This is a genomic window from Thiohalocapsa marina, from assembly GCF_008632335.1.
Classification (GTDB): Bacteria; Pseudomonadota; Gammaproteobacteria; order Chromatiales; family Chromatiaceae; genus Thiohalocapsa; species Thiohalocapsa marina.
The window spans coordinates 1-18,384 of sequence record NZ_VWXX01000009.1 but is presented as its reverse complement, the minus strand read 5'-3'; the positions used below and the strand labels follow the sequence as shown (position 1 = coordinate 18,384).

The window sequence follows — 18,384 nt, the reverse complement described above, 5'->3', positions numbered from 1 at the left end:
TCGGGCTAGCGGAATTGCAACGAGGCGCGCAGATAGACCCGGGGCTCGAAACGGTTGTCCAGAAAGAACTCGTCGTAACCGCCGCCGAGGCCATGCACCAGCAATTCCACCAGGCCGGCCCGCGTGTTGCCGCCGAAGCGCTTGGCAAGCCGCAGGTCGATGCGCAGGTGGTCCTTGAGGGGTTCGTGCGGGGATCTGTCATAGATGGACCAGATCAGGTCGTCCATGTAATAGGCAGCGACGCTGCCCTCGAACCCCTGGCCGAAGGTCTGGCTCAGCAGCAGCGAGCCGGAATGGCGCGGGATGGTGTCCACGGGACTAACGGCGCTGAGGGAATCGGGCATGTCCGGGGAGCGGTTGCGGGCGTCGGCGTAGGCGTAGGTCAGCCGTGCCAGGGTCCCGGCCCGCGGGCGCAGCGTGGCGCTGGCCTCCAGCCCGGTGACGCGATAGTCCATGGCATTCTGTATACGCAGGCAGGGTATCTCGTCAACGAACGGCTGCTCGGGGCAGTTGCGGTCGAAGGTGGTGTCGACGGCATCCTCGATCCGTTCGTGGTAGAGGCGGGTGTCCAGGCTCAGGGCCCCGCGCCAGAACTCCGCCAGATAGCCCAGCTCGACCTGGTCCCGGGTTTCCAGCGCCAGGTCGCCATCGGAGCGGGTCTTCTGGAACAGGACGGTGCCATCGTCCGTGGCCAGGACCTCGTTCCAGTGCTCTTCCAGCAGCGACGGGAACTTGTGCGCCCGGGTCAGCGCGATGCGCGCTGTCTGGTTTGGGGCGAGGCGGACATTGACACCGATGCGCGGCGAGAACGCCTGCCCCTCGGTGACGGTGTTCGACTCCAGTGCGGCGCCGATGTTGGCCACGATGCGGAGCGCCGGTCGCCATTCCAGGTTACCGGACAGCCGTGCCCGTTCGGCGCTGACCCAGTCGTCGGAGCCCAGGTGGTCGTGACGCAGCCGGTCCCAGCGGTAGCTGCCACCCCAGGCCAGGCGGGCGGTGTCGAACAGCCGCAGAGATTGCTGGAACTCCACTTCATAGCGTTCGCTGGCACTGTTGTAGGAGTTGTAGCGCAACGCCTGGTCCAGCGGACCCAGGTACTCGGTGATGGCCGGGGGGAGGCCGAGGTCTTCGGCCAATTCGCCCAGGGTGATATGGGTATCTTCGTGACTGTCGTAGGCGTCCCGGGTGAACTGCAGGTAGAAGGAGCGGTCACTGCCGTCGGCATGGGTCCAGCGCAGGAACTGGAAATCACTCTGCAGGGTACGATCGTCACGCGGATAATCCGGCAGTTGCAGGTCCGAGCCCAGGTCGCTGGCGGTGTAGCTGAGGTGGATGTCGAGCTCGTCCTGCGGCGTCAGATCGACGATACCGCGGAACGACGGATTGAACAGGCGCGTGTGGTCGTGCACGTCCGCAAAGCCGTCGTCCTGCCGGTGCTCCAGCGTCAGCCGGTAGTCCATATTGCCTAGCCGGCCGGCGTAGCGCACCAGGCCTTGCGCCCAGTCGCGGCTGCCGCCGGAGGCCTGCAGGAACAGCCCCTGATCCTGAAACGGCTGGCGGGTGATGATGTTCACAGTGCCGCTGATGGCATTGTCGCCGTAGGTGGGTATGTTCGCCCCGCGCACCACCTCGATGCGCTCCACGTCCGCCAGTGCGATGCCGAGGTTGGCCCAGTCCAGGCCGGAAAAGGTGGAGTAGTAGCGGGACTGGCCGTCGATCAGGACCTGCAGCCGCGAGAACCAGGGCGGACTGGCGCCGTGGGCGGTGGCGGTGAACAGGTTGCCGGACACATGGGCAACCTGGAACCCGGGTACCAGCCGCAGCAGGTCCACCAGGTGGATGGCGCCGGACTGCTGGATCAGCTCCCGGTCGATCACGGTGACGGCGGTGGGTGTGTCGGTGACGCGCTGGGCCAGGCGGGTGGCCGAGACCACCACCGGGATGTCCGCCAGGTAGTCCAGTTCGGTGCCCGCCGGTGGCGGCCGGTCCTCGGCCCGGGCGGGAGCGGATGTCAGGAGCGCCGGTGCCGTTATCAGGGCCAGAGTCAGTATTGGTATCAGCGTCAGGGCCGATGTTGCCGCGGCCCTTGGTGACGGCACCGGTTGCCTCGTCGCCGCGGGCGAGATCAACGCAGGGGTGTTCATGTGGTACGGTCAGGTTCGCTCGTCGGTGTCAGTAGGGGTCGAGGCCGAAGCCCCGTTCCCGGGCCAGGGTCACCGCCTCGGTCCGGTTGCCGACGCCCAGTTGCCGCAGGATGTTGGTCACATGCACCTTCACGGTGTTTTCCGCCAGGTGCAGTTCCGTGGCGATCTGCTTGTTGGAGTAGCCGCGCCCGATCATCCGCAGGATCTGCTGCTGCCTGCTGGTCAGGGCCGCGGGGTCGGCGGTGGGCGTCGTGGCGTTGCCGCTGGCGCCCGGCTGCTTTCCCGCCTGCACCAGTGCCGGCGGCGCATAAGTGCCGCCTGCCAGCACCAGCTGCAGCGCCGATAGCAGGAGCTCCCGCGGGGTGGACTTTGGGATGTAGCCGGCGGCGCCGCAGTCCAGCGCGCTGCGCATGTCCGCCACCAGTTCGCTGGCGGAGAGCACGACGACCGGCGCCGGACTCCGTTCGCAGACCTGGCTCAGTAACTCGAAGCCGTTGGCCCCGGGCATGAACAGATCCAGCAGGATCAGGTCCGCATCCGGCACGGCGGCGAGCTGTTCCAGCACCTGTGTCGCGTCCGCGGCCTCATGGGCCTGCAATTGCGGGTCCATCTGCGTCAGGGCATCGATCAGCCCCAGACGCAAAAGCGCGTGATCGTCTGCCACGATGACTTGCAAGAAAAGATCTCCCGACGCGATGGCGCGCCGTCTCTGCGTCCGGTATCGCCACAGGACCCAGGCCGCCCCGTGCAGGTCTGCAGCGGCGCTGGAGGGCTGGTTGCCGGATTGTTCCTGGTTCGGGAGCGCCCAGGGAGACGCTGCTGAGTCTGGCTTCCGCGCTTGCTTTTCGTGTTCTAGCGGCGACCGTGCACGCTCCACCGCCTAGTGTAACCCAAACCGGCTAACCCAAACGAAATAGTTCGTCTAATCGGGTACTAGCCGGTTTGTGTGATGGTCGGGCGGCGGCGGACATTACATGATAGCGGCTAGCGCCGGGTCTCCGCAGCGGAATCCCCGGCAGTACGCGTCTTCGAACCTCGGCGTCGATCATCGCGGCTGTCAGGGCCTGCTGCTGGCCGAAGGCAGCGGCGATGATCCGCGGCCAGTATGAGGCTCGGGAGGACGTGGCGTAGGGCCGTTACGGCCATCCATCAGGAGGCATGCATGGATCTTAGAGACATTCTGCTCGACAGCACGGTCATTATCGGTGCAGAGCTGGCGGACCCGCCGGACAGCGACGACTGCCACACCGTTCTGGCCCTGGCGCAGCGCGGGGAACTACGCGGCCACATCGGCGGCAGCGCGTTGCAGCGGGCGATCGAGGAGCTGGCCCTGAATTGCGGCGAGGCCCTGGCCCAGCAGCGGCTGGCGGCACTGCGCGGCTATCTGCGGGTGGTGCCGACCACCGACGGCATGCTGGACGAGGCGCTGCAGACGCTGTGCGCGCGCAGCAACGGCAACGCCGCCGCCGGCGACTTTCTGCGTCTGGACGATGCGATCACCATCCAGACCGCCGTCGAGCACCAGCTGCCGGTGATCGTGTCGCTGAATGCGCCGGACCTGATCACCAGCAATGTGCGCGGCCTGACGCCGCGGGAACTGCTTGGGGCTTAGGGAGGCGCTGAACAAATCAGCGTTTCCCTCGCCGGATCGGGTCCGGCGGCTACAGCAGCACCCGCTCGATGCCGCCGTTGCGCACCCGTTCCATGAAGCGCTGCTGCCAGTCCTCGCCCAGCAGTCGGCGCGCCAGTTCGACGACGATGTAGTCGGTCTTGAGGCCGGTGTCGTCGGCATACTTGGCCAGACCCTGCTGGCAGGCAGGGCAACTGGTCAGCAGCTTCACCTCGCCGTGCTCGACACGCGCCTTGCCGGTCAGGGCCTGGATGCCCTTCTCCAGTTCCTCCTGCTTGCGGAAGCGCACCTGGTTGGCGATGTCCGGGCGCGCGGTGCCGAGAGTGCCGGCCTCGCCGCAGCAGCGATCGGACAACGGCACCGTGACCCCCATCAGCTTCGAGGCCACCGCGGTCGGCTGGTAGGTCTTCATTGGCGTGTGGCAGGGGTCGTGGTAGAGGTACCGGACGCCGCTGACCGTCTCCAGGCCGACGCCCTTCTCCATCAGGTATTCGTGGATGTCCAGCAGCCGGCAGCCGGGGAAGATGCGCTGGAACTCGTACTTCAGCAGCTGATCCATGCAGGTGCCGCAGGAGACGATGACGGTTCGGATGTCCAGGTAGTTCAGGGTATTGGCCACGCGATGGAAGAGCACCCGGTTTTCCATCGTGATGCGCTGCCCGCGTGCCTCCAGCCCGGCGGCGCGCTGCGGATAGCCGCAGCAGAGATAGCCGGGCGGCAGCACGGTCTGCACGCCCTGGTCGAACAGCAGGGCCAGCGTGGCCAGACCGACGTCGGAGAACAGCCGCTCGGAGCCGCAGCCCGGGAAGTAGAAGACCGCCTCGGTGTCGTCACCGATCTTGGCCGGGTCGCGCAGGATGGGCACCTGGGTCTTGTCCTCCAGGTCGAGTTCCTGGCGGAAGGTGCGTTTGGGAAGCTCCACCCGAACCGGCCGGCTGACCAGGTTCACCGCCTGGCCGATTGGATTGGGCTTGCCGGTGCTGGTCCCCGGGTGCTTGGTTGGCCCCTCGGTCAGGTGCAGCCCCTTGGCGACGGCATGGGCCGCATTGAGCCCGGCGAAGCCCAGCCCGGCGATGCCCTTGCGCAGCAGATGGATGGCCTGGGGGCTCTGGCTGTTGAGGAACTGCATGGCGGCCATGGCGCCCGGGCTGCTGCGTTTCTTGCCGCGGTCCACCAGGATACGGCGCATGCGCATGGTCACGTCGCCAAAGTCGATGTCCACCGGGCAGGGCGTCAGGCACTTGTGGCAGATGGTGCAATGGTCTGCCACGTCGTTCATCTCGTCGAAGTGGCGCTCGGACAGGCCGCGGCGGGTCTGCTCCTCGTACAGGAAGGCCTCGATGATGAGTCCGGTACCGAGGATCTTGTTGCGCGGCGAGTAGAGCAGGTTGGCCCGGGGCACATGGGTCATGCACTTGGGCTTGCACTTGCCGCAGCGCAGGCAGTGCTTGACATCATCATTGAGCGCGCCGAGCTCGGTCTCCTCGAGGATGATGGCCTCCTGCTCCACCAGGCGCAGCGACGGCGTGTAGGCGCCCTCCAGGCCGGAGCTGGCCGCGAGCTTGCCGGGGTTGAAACGGTTGTGCGGGTCCACGCGGCGCTTGTAGTCGGCGAAGGCCGCGAGCTTGTCCGGCTCCAGATAGCGCACCTTGGTCAGGCCGATGCCATGCTCGCCAGAGATGACGCCGCCCAGGCCGGTGGCCAGCGCCATGATGCGGTCCACCAGGCGATCGGCCTCGTGCAGCATGGCATAGTTGTCCGAGTGCACGGGGATGTTAGTGTGCACGTTGCCGTCGCCGGCGTGCATGTGCAGTGCCACGAACAGCCGCGAGTCGCGGGTCTGGCGGTGGATCTCGGCGAGTCGCTCGCGCACGGCGCTCAGGTCCTGGCCGGCGAACAGCTCGCACAGCCGGCCACCGACCTCCCGGGTGTAGCGCTGGCGCAGGTCGCGGCGCAGCATCAGGTCGAGCAGACTGTCACCGCCGTGCACGAGCTCGCGCTCCGGCTCGCGCAGCAGCTCCAGGTGTTCGATGGCGGGGGCGTCCAGCCGCTGCAGGATCTGCTGCCAGCGTGCGCGGGCCTGCTCCACCAGCGCGCGCGCGGCCTCGCGCTTGGTGCTCAGGATGGCGGCGGCCTCCTCCGAGGTGCTGTATTGCCCCGCCGGTCGCGCCTCGACCATGGGGCCGGCCAGATAGTCCAGCACCGCGGCCATGATGGCGTCCTTGTTCTTGATGGACTGCTCGATGTTGAGCCGCTCGATGCCGCGGCTATAGGCGCTGAGCTGGTCCAGCGGGATGACCACGTCCTCGTTGATCTTGAAGGCGTTGGTGTGTCGCGAGATGGCCGCCGTGCGGGCGCGGTCGAGCCAGAAGCGCTTGCGCGCCTCGGGGCTGGTGGCGATGAAGCCCTCGCCGTCGCGGGCGTTGGCCAACCGGATGACCTCATCGGCGATGCCGGCCAGGGCCTCGGCGTCGTCCGAGACCAGGTCGGCGATCAGCACCATCTTGGGCAACTCGGGCCGGTTGGCCTTGGTGGCGTAGTTGACGGCGCGCACATAGCGCTCGTCCAGGTGCTCCAGTCCGGCGATCTGCACGTCCGGGCTGGCGTCGACGAAATCCTTGACCTCGACGATGGCCGGCACGGCCTGGTCCAGATCGGTGCCGAAGAACTCCAGGCAGACGGTGCGCACATGCTCCGGCATCCGGTGCAGCACGAACCGGGCCGAGGTGATGATGCCGTCGCAGCCCTCTTTCTGCACCCCGGGCAGGCCGGACAGGAACTTGTCGGTGACGTCCTTGCCCAGGCCCAGCTTGCGGAAGGCGCTGCCGGGCATCTCCAGCAGTTCCGGCTCGCCTTTCGGCGTGACGCCGTCGGCGGCGAAGCGGCTGATGCGAAAGCGCACCTGCTCGGCATCGTGGATCTTGCCCAGGTTGTGCCCCAGGCGCTCCACCTCGAGCCAGTCTGCGTCCGGCGTGACCATGCGCCAGGAGGCCAGATTGTCCAGTGCCGTGCCCCAGAGCACGGCCTTCTTGCCGCCGGCGTTCATGGCCACGTTGCCGCCGATGCAGGAGGCGTCCTGGGAGGTGGGATCGACGGCAAAGGCCAGGCCGTTGGCATCGGCCAGGTCCGAGACCCGGCGCGTGACCACGCCGGCGCCGCAGCGTACCGTCGGCACGGCGCCTTCGACGCCCGGCAGGGTGATGCGCTCGACGCCGGAGAGGTCTTCGAGCTTCTCTGTGTTGATCACCGCTGTGCGCGCGTCCAGGGGCACCGCCGAGCCGGTGTAGCCGGTGCCGCCGCCGCGGGGGATCAGCGGCAGGCCGCAGTCGATGCAGGCGGCGACGATGGGGCCGACCTCGGCCTCGCTGTCCGGCGAGATGACGACGAAGGGCATCTCCACGCGCCAGTCGGTGGCGTCGGTGGCATGGGAGACGCGGGCCAGGCCGCCGAAGTCGATGTTGTCCTTGCGCGTGATGCCGGCCAGGCGCTTGCGCACCCGTGCGCGCAGGGCCTTGTCCTGATCGAACTGCTCGGCGAAGCGCTGCACCGCGGTGCGGGCCGCGGCCAGCAGCCGCGCGGCCTGGGCATTGTCGTTCAGGCGCTGTTCGAACTGGTCCAGCCGGTGTTGCAGCGCCTCGATGAGCAGCCGGCGCCGCCTTGGGTCTTCCAGCAGGTCGTCCTGCAGGTAGGGGTTGCGCGTGACCACCCACATGTCGCCCAGCACCTCGAACAGCATGCGCGCCGAGCGCCCGGTGCGTCGCGTGCCGCGCAGCGCCTCGATGAGCCGCCAGTTGTCCTCGCCGAGAAAGCGGATGACGATCTCGCGGTCGGAGAAGGAGGTGTAGTTGTACGGGATCTCGCGGATGCGCTCTGCGGCGGGCCGGGGCGCTGGCTGGGGGACGGAAGCAGGGTCAGACATGGGGGCAGGCATGGCGAAGACGGGGTTTGCTGCGGTGCATCAATTGTAGCGCAGACCGGCGCTGGTCCGGGCCAGTTTGTCGGGGCCAGTTTGTCCGACTCAGAGTCGGCCGCGTTGCAGCCGCAGGCTGTTGCCGAGGACGAACAGGCTGGACAGGCTCATGGCGCCGGCGGCGAGCATGGGGTTGAGCAGCCAGCCGAACAGCGGATAGAAGGCGCCGGCGGCCAGCGGGATCAGCGCCAGGTTGTAGGCATAGGCCCAGAAGAAGTTTGTGCGAATGGTGCGCAGGGTGCGGCGGGACAGCCGGATGGCGTCGGCTACGCCGCGCAGGTCGCCGGACATCAGGATCACCTCGCCAGCCTCGATGGCGATGTCGGTGCCGCTGCCGACGGCGATGCCGACATCGGCCCGGGCCAGCGCGGGGGCGTCGTTGATGCCGTCGCCGACGAAGGCGAGCCGTCGGTCTTCTTCCTGCAGTTGCCGGACCACCGCCGCCTTGTCCGCGGGCAGCACCTCGGCGATGACCTGGTCGATGCCGGTCTGCCGCGCCACGGCCTCGGCGGTGGCGCGGCCGTCGCCGGTGACCATCACGGTGCGCAGGCCCAGGCCGCGCAGGCGCTCGATGGCGGCCGGGCTGCTGGCGCGGATGGGATCGGCCACCGCCAGCACGGCGACCAGGCGGTCATCCAGCGCCAGATAGAGCGGCGCCCGGGCCGCGGCAGCGAGCCCTCGGGCGGCGTCGCCGGCGGCCTGCAAGGATACCCCCAGTTGCTGCATCAGGCGCACGTTGCCGATGGCCAGGCGTTGCCCCGTGGACTGGTCCATGGCCTGCATCCCCAGCCCGGGCAGGGCCTGCACCGCCTGCACCTCGGGCAGGGTCAGACCCTGGGTCTGCGCCGCCTGCACGATGGCCGCGGCGATGGGATGCTCGCTGTGTTGTTCGACGGCGGCGGCCAGCCGCAGGGCCTCCGCGTCCGGCCGGTCGAAGGCGATCAGGTCCGTCAGTGCCGGCCGACCCTCGGTGAGGGTTCCGGTCTTGTCCAGCAACACGGTGTCGACCCCGGCCAGGGTCTCCAGTGCCGCGCCGCGCCGGAACAGCACCCCCAGCGACGCGCCGCGCCCGGTGCCCACCATGATGGCCGTGGGCGCCGCCAGCCCCATGGCGCAGGGGCAGGCGATGAGCAGCACGCTGACGCCGGCGACGAAGGCGTAGCTGAGCGACGGCGTGGGGCCGAGCCAGAGCCAGAAGCCAAAGGTGAGCGCCGCGATGGCCAGCACCAGCGGCACGAAGACCGCCGCGATGCGGTCCGCCAGCTGCTGGATCGGCGGCTTGCCGGCCTGGGCGTCCTCCACCAGACGGATGATCTGCGCCAGCACCGTCTCAGCGCCGACACGCGTGGTCCGGTAGCGAAAGGCACCGGTCTGGTTGACCGTGCCGCCCACCACCGCGTCGTCGGGTCCCTTGCGTACCGGCACCGGCTCGCCGGTAAGCATGGACTCGTCCACATGGCTGGTGCCCTGGAGCAGAATGCCGTCTGCGGGAATGCGTTCTCCCGGACGTACGGCGATGACATCGCCGGCGACCAGTTGCTCCACCGGCAGTTCCAGCTCGCCCTGGTCGGACACCACCCGGGCGGTCTTGGGTTGCAGATGGATCAGCCGGCGAATGGCGGCGGAGGTGCGCCCCTTGGCCAGGGCCTCAAGAAAACGCCCGAGCAGGATCAGTGTGACGATGACCGCCGCCGCCTCGAAATACAGGTTGGCGGTACCCGGCGGAAACAGCGACGGGATGGTCAGGGCCAGGCTGGAGTAGAGAAAGGCCGCCGAGCTGCCAAGCATGACCAGGCTGTTCATGCCCGGCGCCAGATGGCGCAGTTCGCGCCAGCCGCTGGTGAGGAAGCGCTGCCCGGCCCACAGCAGCACGGGAGCGGCCAGGGCCAGCTCGGCCCAATGCCAGATGGCCGCCGGGGCCAGCCGGTGCAGGCCCTCGCCGATGGCGGGCAGCAGCATCGGCCCCATGCTGATCACCAGCAGCGGCAGGGTGAAGGCGGCGGCGATGCCCAGATCTCGCGCCAGCGCGCGTCTTTCGGTGTCGCGCTGCGTGTCGTCCGCGCGGTCGGCGCCCGCTGCCACCGGGGCGGGCTCGTAGCCGGCATCGCGGATGGCCTGGGCGATGCGCTCGGCGCCGACCGCCTCCGGCTGGTACCGGATGTCGGCGCGTCCAGTGCTCAGGTTGACCGTGGCGCGCTCGACGCCGGGCACGGCCTGCAGCGCGCGTTCCACCCGAGCCACACAGGCCGCGCAGGACAGGCCGCCGACGCGCAGTCGCAGGGCATGGGACATGCAACCGTCTCCTGCCGCCGGGGTCAGTCGCGCGGGCGCGCCTGGTAGCCCGCCGCGGCGATGGCGGCGATCAGGGCCGCCGGGTCTGCGTTGCCGGCGATCCGGGCGCTGCCGGTGTCCAGGTCGATCTCCGGTGGGCCGTTCACGCCCGCAACGGCGCCGATGGCCTCGGTGACGGCCCGGACGCAATGCTGGCAGCTCATGCCTTCGATGTGCAGCTCGATCATGGTGGCCTTCGCCTGTGCGGATGAGGAAAAAAGAAACCCGCCGGAGGGCGGGTCAGGAGGCCGGCCGGAAGCCGGCCGGAATCGGGCCTCGTGCGCGCCCGGCCGAAGATCAGCTGATCTCGGCGGTGGCAGACTCGCTCGCACCCTTGTTGTCGACCCAGGTGATCTCGACGGTGTCGCCCGCAGCGCCGCCGTTGAACTTGAACGACAGATAGGGGTTCTTGGACACGCCGCTGCTCCACAGGGCGGTCATCACCACCTGATCGTTCCACTTGGCGGTGACTTCCTGGATGAAGTGCGCCGGAATCGCCTCGCCGGTCTTCTTGTCCTTGCGCAGACCGGTTTCCATCTCGTGGCTCATCAGCGACTTGACGGTGGTGACGCCGTTGCTGGCCTTGGCGCGGATCTTGATATTGCTCATGGTCTAGTGCTCCCTCTGGGTGGTCCGGTGTCGAATCAGCCGCCGCAGCCGCCGATGGTGACCTTGACGGGCTTGGCCGCGCTGAGAATGCCGGCGTCCGTCTGCACGACTGCAACCACGTCGGCGGTCTTGGCCATCTTGATGCGGGTGGACACGAACGGGGCGGCATTCTCGCCCAGCTCGAAGGAGGCGATCAGCGGCGTGCCGTTGCCGGACGCGATGATCGAGATGGACTTGACCCCCTCGGCGGAGCTCTCCACGGTGACCGGGACCACAGCGCCGTTCTCGGCGATGTCCGGGGCCTTGATCATGACCTGATCACTGGTCTCGGTGGCATCGGTGCCGAGCAGCCCCTTCAGGGCGCTGGCCGGATCAGTGGCCTTGAAGGCGGCCTCCGGCCAGGCGGCGAGCACGGTGCTCGGGGTGATGAGACCCGCGGTGACGGCAACGCCGATGGCGCCGGCGCCGAGTGAGCCCTTCAACAGAATTCTGCGTTTTGCGTCGATCATGGGATTCTCCTATCGAGCAGGGATTGACGGTTGAGTGGTGCGGCTTCTGCCGGCCTCCGTGCCTGGTGTCCGCTCTAGTGCCAAGGCAACCGCGACCGGATGCCTGTTGTTTCGCTGCGTGTCATCGAACCGGGTCTGTGTTGACCGCAGGCCGTGGTTCCAGGTGTCGGTTTCAGGTTGCGATCGGTGGTTGTTGATCCGGCGGCATGTCGGGTCGCTGAGCCTGGCCCCTTGGCGGGCCGGGACGGAATCCGGTCAGGGAACCTGCGCATTGCGTTGGGCTGCGCGCGGAAACGGCGCCCGGGGCATGCCTCCTATCATGTCGTTCTCGTTCTTGTTCTAGTTCTATCTGCGTCTGGCGCTGCGTCCGGTGTATCCGGGCATCGCTTGAGCGCGTTTGTACTTTAGCGCATCCGTCACAGACTGCAAACCGTGAAACGCGTCCGGCCATGGGTCAATCCCGGGCACGCTCCTTCTTGTCGAGGGTGCGTTGTTCGGCCTGCAGTTCGTCCAAACGGACCTGGATCCTGGATGCCAGATGAAAATCGATATTGGGTTGGCGCAGGGCCAATTCCAGTTGCCGGATGGCCGGTTCCAGGTCGCCCTCGGCATACAGGGCCTCGGCACGCCAGCGCAGGGTGTCGGTGCGGCGGCCGGACTTGCCGGCGGCATCGGCCATGAGGCGGTAGATCTGCGCGATGCCGGGGCGCAGGGCGACGAAGCCCTCCAGCGTGTTCAGGGCCTCCTTCGGCCGGCCGGCGTCCAGCAGGGCCTCGGCATAGGCCTGGCGCAGCGGCCAGTTGCCCGGCGCCAGGCCGACGCTGCCCTTGAGGTCCCTGGCCGCCTTGGCGGCGTTGCCGTTCTGGCGATCGATACGCGCCTGCAACACCACGAACTCCACCTGGCTCGGGTGACTGGCCAGCAGTTTCTGCGTCTGTGCCGCCGCCTCTGTGGTGCGCCCGGCGCGCAGCAGGGCCAGCGCATAGCCGTAGCGCTCGGCCAGTTCGTTGCGGTAGCGCCCGCGGGACAGGGTGTCCTCGAAGCGGTCGACGGCGCGCTGGGGGTTGTACTCGTTGCGCTGGCGCAGATCGGCCCGGGTCAGGTGAAAGCGCAGGCTGTCCGGCTGCTGGCGATGGCCGTACTGATCCGCCCGCGCCACGGCGTCGGCGATGCGGTCGGTGGTCACCGGGTGGGTACGCAGCAGTTCCGGCGCGCCGCTCTCGTAGATGCGTGTGGCGCGGGTCAGCTTCTGGAAGAAGCCCGGCATGGCGTAGGGGTCGTGCCCGGCGCGCGCCAGGGTCTCGATGCCGATGCGGTCGGCCTCTTCCTCGTTGGCGCGGGTGAAGTTGATCTGCTGCTGCGCCGCCATGCCCTGCACACCCATCATCGCGGCAACGCCGGCCTGGGGGTCCAGCGCGGCGCCGATCGCTGCCGCGGCCAGCATCATGGCGATGGTCGGGATGGACATCTGTTTTTGCGACTCGAACCGGCGCAGCAGGTGATCCTGGCTGACATGGGCGATTTCGTGGGCCACCACGGCGGCCAGTTCCGACTCGGTCTCGGCGGCCAGGATCAGACCGGCATTGACGCCGATGTGGCCGCTGGGGCCGGCGAAGGCGTTGATGGTCGGGTCGTCGACGATGAAGAAGTCGTAGTTGCCGCTGCCTTCGCCGCTCGCGGCGGCCAGCTGCTTGCCCAGGCTCTGGATGTAGTCGGTCAGCAGCGGGTCGTCGCTGACCTCCAGTGCCTTGCGCAGCCATTTCATGAATTCGCGGCCCAGCTGGCGTTCCTCGGCCGGGCTCATCAGGGTGCCGGCGCTGCTGCCGATGTCCGGCAGATCGAAGCTGTCCGCCGGTGCCTGGCTGGACCGGCCGGCGGTGCCGACGACCAGGACGAAGAGCAGCAGCGGGATGAATGGCGCGGATGGGCGGATGTGTCGCATGGGCTGGGCCGCGACCTGTGCGCGGCGGGATTGCGGCCGGTTGGAGTGCCCCGGTGTTGCTGCCTCAGTTCAACTGGATGCGCTGACCCCAGGGTACCTGGTGCTTGCCTTTGACCAGCCAGATCACCGGATAGTTCGGTTCCGTGTGGGGGAATTCGCCCTCGGCGTCGGTAAAGTAGACCAGCAGGTCCGGCCGCTGGCCGGCCTGTTCCACCCAGTCGAACACCGGCCGGAAGCTGGTGCCGCCACCGCCGGCCAGGTCCCGGGGGCGGCAGAACTGCTCCCAGGGCTCGAAGCGGAAGGGCGCGCCGGGGCAGAGAGCGGCGTCACAGGGCAGCAGGGTCACGCGGGCGCGCACCTGCCCCTTGAGGGCGTCGATCTCGTCGATGAACTCCTGCATCTCGCCATCGTGGATGGAACCGGAGGTGTCCAGCGCGACGATGATGTCGAGCTGGTGGCTGCGCAGGCTGGGCATCAGGTAGTCGCCCTCGCGCCGCGACGGCCGCGACCAGCTGTAGTCGTCCCGCGACAGGCTGTTCATGTACCGCGCCAGCAGCATGCGCCAGGGCAGCTGCGGCTGCAGCAGGTGGTCGATCATGCGCCGCAGTTCGCCGCCGAGCTTGCCCGCCTGCATGGCCTGCTGGGCGGCGCCGGCCAGGCGTTGCTGCCACTGCACCTGCAGGGTCTCGCGCTCGTCCGGCGTCAGCGGCTGGGGCGCGTCGGCCAGCGCGGGGGCAGGCGCCTTGTCCGGCGGCGGCTCATCCGGGCCGGCGGCGTGCATGTCGGGGCTGTCATCGGGATCCGGGCGGCCGCCGCTGTCGGCAGCGGCGTCGCTCCGGGTTGGCGGTCCGGAGCCCGGGTCTCGGCGGTCCTGTTGCGACTGGCGCTCGGCCTGACGCTCGGCTTGTTGGCGGCGCTGGATGTCGCGTTCGTTCGGACTGCCGTCCGGGTTGCCGTCGGCGCTGCCGCGACCCTGCCGGTCCTGGCTGTCCCGGTCGTAGGCGTGGGTGTCGAGGGTCTCGGACTGGTCGTTGTCGTCCAGCAGCGGATAGATCTCCTCCGCCGTCATGCCCTTGTACATCGGCATCAGCAGGGCATTGGGCGGGGGCGTCAGTCCGTCGTCCACCAGCAGCGGGTTGATGGCGTAGTCGCAGGCCAGGTCCCAGCGGTGGCGCACCCGGTGCCGGCGCCGGGCGAAATGCGACAGGGCGCAGTGCAGCGCCTCGTGGGCGAGCATGAACTGGGTCTCGTCCAGCGACAGGGCCTGGATGTAGTCGGGGTTGTAGTAGAAGGCGCGGGCGTCGGTGGCCGTGGTGGGGCACCAGTCCGCTCGGGCGGGCTCCATGGGCAGGCGCAGCACCAGGGCGCCGAGGAAGGGCTTGTCCAGGATCAGGCGCGTGCGTGCCGAGGCCAGTTTGGTCTCGATGGCGCTCAGGTCCGGGGCGGGGGAATCCGGCATGGCGTCACTCGTAGAGCATGACGTCGGCGATGGCGTTGGCCCAGTCGGCGAAGGCGGGCACCTCGAACAGGGCGTTGCCGATGGCGCGGTGCAGGTCCGACACCAGCATCACCCCCATCTCGCGCTGGGGGAAGCGTCCGGCGTAGTCCAGGATGTGGCCGGTGACCTGCTGCGCATCGGCAGCGTCGCGGGCGCGGATGGCCTTGCCCACCAGGGCTGCGGCCACGGCGTACTGCAGGTCGATCTCCGTCGGCACCGGCACGGTCTCGCCGCGGCAGATGGCGTCCAGGTCCGGCATCTGGTCCAGGCTGTTGACGAATGCCGTGACCTCGATGCCGGCGGCGGGGCCGACGCAGGCCTGCAGCGTGCCCTGCAGCAGATCGGCATTGTCCTGGAACTTCTGCAACGCCCGGTGGGCGAACTCCCAGGAGCGCGGTGACGGAAAGGCGACGGGGTTGTGTGCCGGGTCGAAGTCGAACAGCAGTTCCGGGCGGAACCGCAGGAAGGCGATGATGCGCTCGTCGATGCCGCTGGCATAGGCCCAGGCCACCCAGTCGTCCAGGTGTGTGTCCGCCTCGAAGTGCGAGAACCGGTTGGCCAGCGGTGCGGGCATGCTGTAGGTGACGCCGCGGTCGCCCTGGCGGTTGCCGGCGGCGAAGATCGCCCAGTGCTCGGGCACGCGGTATTCGCCGAGCCGCCGGTCCAGGATGAGCTGGTAGGCGGCGGCGGAGACGGCGGGCGGCGCGGACGTAATCTCGTCCAGAAACAGCACGCCGGCGGGGGCGTGTCGCCGCGCGTCCGGCAGCATGGCCGGGATGGCCCACTCCACCTGGTTGTCGACCCGAAACGGGATGCCGCGCAGGTCGCTCGGCTCCATCTGCGACAGCCGGATGTCGATCACCGGCACCTGATGGCGCTGGCCGATGTGCGCCACCATCTGCGACTTGCCCACGCCCGGGGGGCCCCACAGCATCACCGGCGTGTGATGACCTTCGGCGGCGCTGAGGAATTCGCGGTCAAGCACGCGGAGCAGTTGGGCGGGGCGCATCGGCGGTTGGTCTCCTCGAAATCTGTGCTGGTGACCCTGGAATACCAGCCTGTCAGCATCAATTGGGAACGGTCCGCACGATAGGCAAGGCCCAGCGCTGTGGGCCGCCGGAATTGGTGGTCGTGGACTGGCACGCATAAGTACAAAGCGGTATTCTTATGCGGTTGCAGGCCACAGAGGCGCATTCTTGCAGGCGGATCGTCGCGACGCGCGGCGCGCCGACGACGGCCACCTGATCGCCGGCCGACTGGTGAACGATAGAAGCAAATGATGAGAGAACGATTGGAGAGCGGATATGAACCAGTTCTACTATGACGCTGTCACCAAGATGGAACAGCTGGGTGTCGATGACGAGTACATCCAGGGCTGGCAGTGCGGTTTTCTGCAGAACCCGAAACGCGAGGAGCAACGTCTGACCGAGGCCTACGAGGCCGGCTACACCGACGGCGAGGAGAAGAGCACAGACAACTTCTCCAAGTGGGCCAAGGCCTGAGCCGGCGCACAGGGCGGGGAGATCCTGCCTTGCACGGCGGGCGCTGAACCAATCAGCGGTCGTCCAGGACTGGAAAGGCGGGCCAACCCCGCCTTTTTTAATGCCGCGCACACAAGGGTGTGCCGCCCGATGCGGACATGCCTCTCTCGCATGCTGCCAGCGCCATGCCGCCAGACAGGTCTCCAGACAAGCACGCCTTTTACATCCCGTCATGCATCCAGTCACACCTGCGGATACGCCCGTCGACGATCCGGCCGGCCCAGGCGACATGACGCCGGCGCAACAGCTGCGCAAGGTGTTGCAACCCGCAGGCTGTCGGGTCATGCCTTGCTGTTTCGATGCGCTGTCCGCGCGGCTGGTGGAGCACGCCGGGTTCCCGCTGACGTTCATGAGCGGCTTCGCCGTCTCGGCCGCCCGGGCGGCGCTGCCGGATACCGGGCTTCTGTCCGTGAGCGAGATGCTCGATCAGGGGCGCTCCATCTGCGATGCGGTGTCCATTCCGGTCATCGGTGACGGTGACACCGGCCATGGCAATCCGGCCAATGTGCGGCGCACGGTGACCCAGTACGCCCGGGCCGGGTTTGCCGGCATCATGCTGGAAGATCAACTGGCGCCCAAGCGCTGCGGCCACACCGGCGTGAAGGAGGTGGTGAGTCGCACCGAGGCGCTGCGGCGTATCCGTGCCGCCGTCGATGCCCGCGACGCCGGCGCCGATCTGGTGATCGTGGCACGCACCGATGCCCGCAGCGCGTTGGAGGCCGTGCATGGTCCGCGTCGGGCGCTGGACGAGGCGATCTGGCGCCTGCAGGCCTTTGCCGATCTGGGCGCCGAGGTACTGTTTCTGGAGGCGCCACGCTCTGAGGCGGAGATGGCGCGCATCTGCCGCGAGGTGCCCGGACTGCGCATGGCCAACATGCTGGAGGAGGGCATCACGCCGGTGCTGCCGCCGACCCGGCTGGCGGAGATCGGCTTCCGCATCGCCGCCTATCCGCTGACCCTGCTGTCCTGTGCCGTGCATGCCATGCAGGCGGCGTTGCAACAGTTGCAGCTTGGGCAGACGCCCGCCGCACGGGTGGATTTCGCGACCCTGCGGGGCATCGTCGGCTTTGATGCCTACGATGCCCTGCTCGATCAGTACCGGCACGAGGACGCCCCGTCGAACTGCGATCAATCTGACGTCGATCAGGACGCAAGCCAATGAACAACAACCGTTATCCCGACAACGGCTATCTGAAGGATCTGGTCCTGCTGCGCAATGACCCAAGCAAGGTCGGTGCCGTGCGCGAGGCGGCCCTGCGCGGCGAGGTGGACGCCCAGTACGCCATGGGTCTGATCTATGCCGAGGGCCGCGGCGTGGAGATCGATCTGGCGCAGGCGCACTACTGGCTGTCGCTGGCCATTGCCCAGGGCGACCGCGATGCGGACCTGCTGCGCAATATCGTCGGCAGCCAGATGACCGACGAGGAATACGCCGCCGCCTGCCGCCTGCGCGCCGGCGCGGCCCTGAGCCTGGTCCATTCGTCAGAGCGCCACTGAGCCCGGCCAGCAGCAGGGTGATCAGCCGGGTCAGTCAGGCCAGTCAGTCAGGATTGTCACTGGGGCAACCGCTGAGTACAGCGACTGGGGGCGGCCACAACGGACCCTGGCCGGTCCGGCGGTCGGCCTGCGATGGTTCCGACACGCCTTTCGTCATCCACGGCCGGACGGGCAAGGGCCTGCGGCCACGCACCGGAGATATTCGTACATGACCCCCGAAGAGACCACCCTTGTTCGTGACTCCTGGAACAGGCTCGTGTCGACACCGGAACAGGCCGCCGGCCTGTTATACAACCGCTTGTTCCAGCTCTATCCGGAACTGCAGCCTCTGTTCAAGGGTGAGATGGATGAGCAGGGCCTGAAACTGATGCGCATGATCGGCCGCGCGGTGCAGGCGCTGGACGACCTGGAGCCGCTGGATCGGGTGATCAAGATGATGGGTGCCCGCCATTGCGGTTACGGCGTGCGCGACGAGGACTACGAGAAGGTCGGCGAGGCCTTGTTCTGGGCCCTGCAGCAACAGCTTGGAGAGGCCTTCACCCCCAAAGTCAGGGCCGCCTGGGTATCAGTCTACGACGATCTCGCAGACCTGATGCGCGCCGGCGCCGCCCAGTAAAAACACCGGGACAACATACTTAGGCACGATTCAGAAATAACCTACACGGATGCACGGTAGGGCGGATAAGCGAAGCGCATCCGCCACAGGCCACAAC

Annotated in this window: 15 protein-coding genes; 5 read left to right on the top strand and 10 right to left on the bottom strand. The window is 68.1% G+C overall.

Features of this window, described 5'->3' with window-relative positions; all coding sequences use genetic code 11:
- Positions 1-5: 5 nt before the first annotated feature.
- Positions 6-2,144, bottom strand: a complete 2,139-nt coding sequence (locus F2Q65_RS08345; protein WP_150092326.1) for a TonB-dependent receptor plug domain-containing protein — start codon at positions 2,142-2,144, stop codon at positions 6-8.
- A gap of 28 nt (positions 2,145-2,172) precedes the next feature.
- The gene (locus F2Q65_RS08340) at positions 2,173-2,808 is read right to left on the bottom strand and encodes a LuxR C-terminal-related transcriptional regulator (protein WP_211354002.1); all 636 of its coding nucleotides are present in this window, start codon (positions 2,806-2,808) and stop codon (positions 2,173-2,175) included.
- A gap of 498 nt (positions 2,809-3,306) precedes the next feature.
- On the opposite strand from F2Q65_RS08340, the gene F2Q65_RS08335 reads away from it, so the two are divergent.
- A complete protein-coding gene (locus F2Q65_RS08335; RefSeq protein WP_150092324.1) occupies positions 3,307-3,756 on the top strand; it encodes a type II toxin-antitoxin system VapC family toxin in 450 nt (149 codons plus the stop codon).
- A 49-nt stretch (positions 3,757-3,805) separates the two neighbouring features.
- Here F2Q65_RS08335 and F2Q65_RS08330 read toward each other — a convergent pair whose 3' ends face one another.
- The 8 genes from F2Q65_RS08330 to F2Q65_RS08295 form a co-directional block, all read right to left on the bottom strand.
- On the bottom strand, positions 3,806-7,693 hold the full coding sequence (locus F2Q65_RS08330) for a DUF3683 domain-containing protein (RefSeq protein ID WP_211354001.1): 3,888 nt from the start codon (positions 7,691-7,693) through the stop codon (positions 3,806-3,808).
- A gap of 99 nt (positions 7,694-7,792) precedes the next feature.
- Complete coding sequence (locus F2Q65_RS08325; protein ID WP_150092320.1) at positions 7,793-10,036, bottom strand: heavy metal translocating P-type ATPase; 2,244 nt, start codon at positions 10,034-10,036, stop codon at positions 7,793-7,795.
- Between the two features lie 23 nt (positions 10,037-10,059).
- Positions 10,060-10,263: a heavy-metal-associated domain-containing protein gene (locus F2Q65_RS08320; protein WP_150092318.1), complete on the bottom strand. Its 204-nt coding sequence runs from the start codon at positions 10,261-10,263 to the stop codon at positions 10,060-10,062.
- Between the two features lie 109 nt (positions 10,264-10,372).
- Positions 10,373-10,684 carry a thiosulfate oxidation carrier complex protein SoxZ gene (gene soxZ / locus F2Q65_RS08315; RefSeq protein WP_150092316.1) on the bottom strand — a complete coding sequence of 104 codons (312 nt, stop codon included), beginning with the start codon at positions 10,682-10,684 and terminating at the stop codon, positions 10,373-10,375.
- 35 nt (positions 10,685-10,719) lie between these two features.
- On the bottom strand, positions 10,720-11,193 hold the full coding sequence (gene soxY, locus F2Q65_RS08310) for a thiosulfate oxidation carrier protein SoxY (protein ID WP_150092313.1): 474 nt from the start codon (positions 11,191-11,193) through the stop codon (positions 10,720-10,722).
- 454 nt (positions 11,194-11,647) lie between these two features.
- Entirely contained in the window at positions 11,648-13,135 is a 1,488-nt protein-coding gene (locus tag F2Q65_RS08305; protein WP_150092311.1) for a beta-barrel assembly-enhancing protease, read from the bottom strand.
- A gap of 64 nt (positions 13,136-13,199) precedes the next feature.
- On the bottom strand, positions 13,200-14,594 hold the full coding sequence (locus tag F2Q65_RS08300; RefSeq protein ID WP_150092309.1) for a vWA domain-containing protein: 1,395 nt from the start codon (positions 14,592-14,594) through the stop codon (positions 13,200-13,202).
- A gap of 4 nt (positions 14,595-14,598) precedes the next feature.
- Positions 14,599-15,642: an AAA family ATPase gene (locus F2Q65_RS08295; protein ID WP_150092307.1), complete on the bottom strand. Its 1,044-nt coding sequence runs from the start codon at positions 15,640-15,642 to the stop codon at positions 14,599-14,601.
- 295 nt (positions 15,643-15,937) lie between these two features.
- On the opposite strand from F2Q65_RS08295, the gene F2Q65_RS08290 reads away from it, so the two are divergent.
- The 4 genes from F2Q65_RS08290 to F2Q65_RS08275 all read left to right on the top strand — a co-directional run bounded on the left by F2Q65_RS08290 (position 15,938) and on the right by F2Q65_RS08275 (position 18,287).
- A complete protein-coding gene (locus F2Q65_RS08290) occupies positions 15,938-16,135 on the top strand; it encodes an Alvin_2107 family globule sulfur oxidation protein (protein WP_150092306.1) in 198 nt (65 codons plus the stop codon).
- 211 nt (positions 16,136-16,346) lie between these two features.
- On the top strand, positions 16,347-17,336 hold the full coding sequence (locus F2Q65_RS08285) for an isocitrate lyase/PEP mutase family protein (protein WP_246156074.1): 990 nt from the start codon (positions 16,347-16,349) through the stop codon (positions 17,334-17,336).
- Positions 17,333-17,671 (top strand): SEL1-like repeat protein, encoded by a 339-nt coding sequence (locus F2Q65_RS08280; RefSeq protein ID WP_150092304.1) that lies wholly within the window; start codon positions 17,333-17,335, stop codon positions 17,669-17,671. Before F2Q65_RS08285 ends, F2Q65_RS08280 begins: the two co-directional genes overlap by 4 nt.
- Positions 17,672-17,879: 208 nt before the next feature.
- Entirely contained in the window at positions 17,880-18,287 is a 408-nt protein-coding gene (locus F2Q65_RS08275; protein WP_150092302.1) for a globin domain-containing protein, read from the top strand.
- Positions 18,288-18,384 lie beyond the last annotated feature (97 nt).

Coding starts and splice junctions, on each gene's coding strand:
- F2Q65_RS08345 (WP_150092326.1), bottom strand. CDS start 2,144: ATGAACACCCCTGCGTTGATCTCGCCCGCGGCGACGAGGCAACCGGTG.
- F2Q65_RS08335 (WP_150092324.1), top strand. CDS start 3,307: ATGGATCTTAGAGACATTCTGCTCGACAGCACGGTCATTATCGGTGCA.
- F2Q65_RS08330 (WP_211354001.1), bottom strand. CDS start 7,693: ATGTCTGACCCTGCTTCCGTCCCCCAGCCAGCGCCCCGGCCCGCCGCA.
- F2Q65_RS08325 (WP_150092320.1), bottom strand. CDS start 10,036: ATGTCCCATGCCCTGCGACTGCGCGTCGGCGGCCTGTCCTGCGCGGCC.
- F2Q65_RS08320 (WP_150092318.1), bottom strand. CDS start 10,263: ATGATCGAGCTGCACATCGAAGGCATGAGCTGCCAGCATTGCGTCCGG.
- soxZ (WP_150092316.1), bottom strand. CDS start 10,684: ATGAGCAATATCAAGATCCGCGCCAAGGCCAGCAACGGCGTCACCACC.
- soxY (WP_150092313.1), bottom strand. CDS start 11,193: ATGATCGACGCAAAACGCAGAATTCTGTTGAAGGGCTCACTCGGCGCC.
- F2Q65_RS08305 (WP_150092311.1), bottom strand. CDS start 13,135: ATGCGACACATCCGCCCATCCGCGCCATTCATCCCGCTGCTGCTCTTC.
- F2Q65_RS08300 (WP_150092309.1), bottom strand. CDS start 14,594: ATGCCGGATTCCCCCGCCCCGGACCTGAGCGCCATCGAGACCAAACTG.
- F2Q65_RS08295 (WP_150092307.1), bottom strand. CDS start 15,642: ATGCGCCCCGCCCAACTGCTCCGCGTGCTTGACCGCGAATTCCTCAGC.
- F2Q65_RS08290 (WP_150092306.1), top strand. CDS start 15,938: ATGAACCAGTTCTACTATGACGCTGTCACCAAGATGGAACAGCTGGGT.
- F2Q65_RS08285 (WP_246156074.1), top strand. CDS start 16,347: ATGCATCCAGTCACACCTGCGGATACGCCCGTCGACGATCCGGCCGGC.
- F2Q65_RS08280 (WP_150092304.1), top strand. CDS start 17,333: ATGAACAACAACCGTTATCCCGACAACGGCTATCTGAAGGATCTGGTC.
- F2Q65_RS08275 (WP_150092302.1), top strand. CDS start 17,880: ATGACCCCCGAAGAGACCACCCTTGTTCGTGACTCCTGGAACAGGCTC.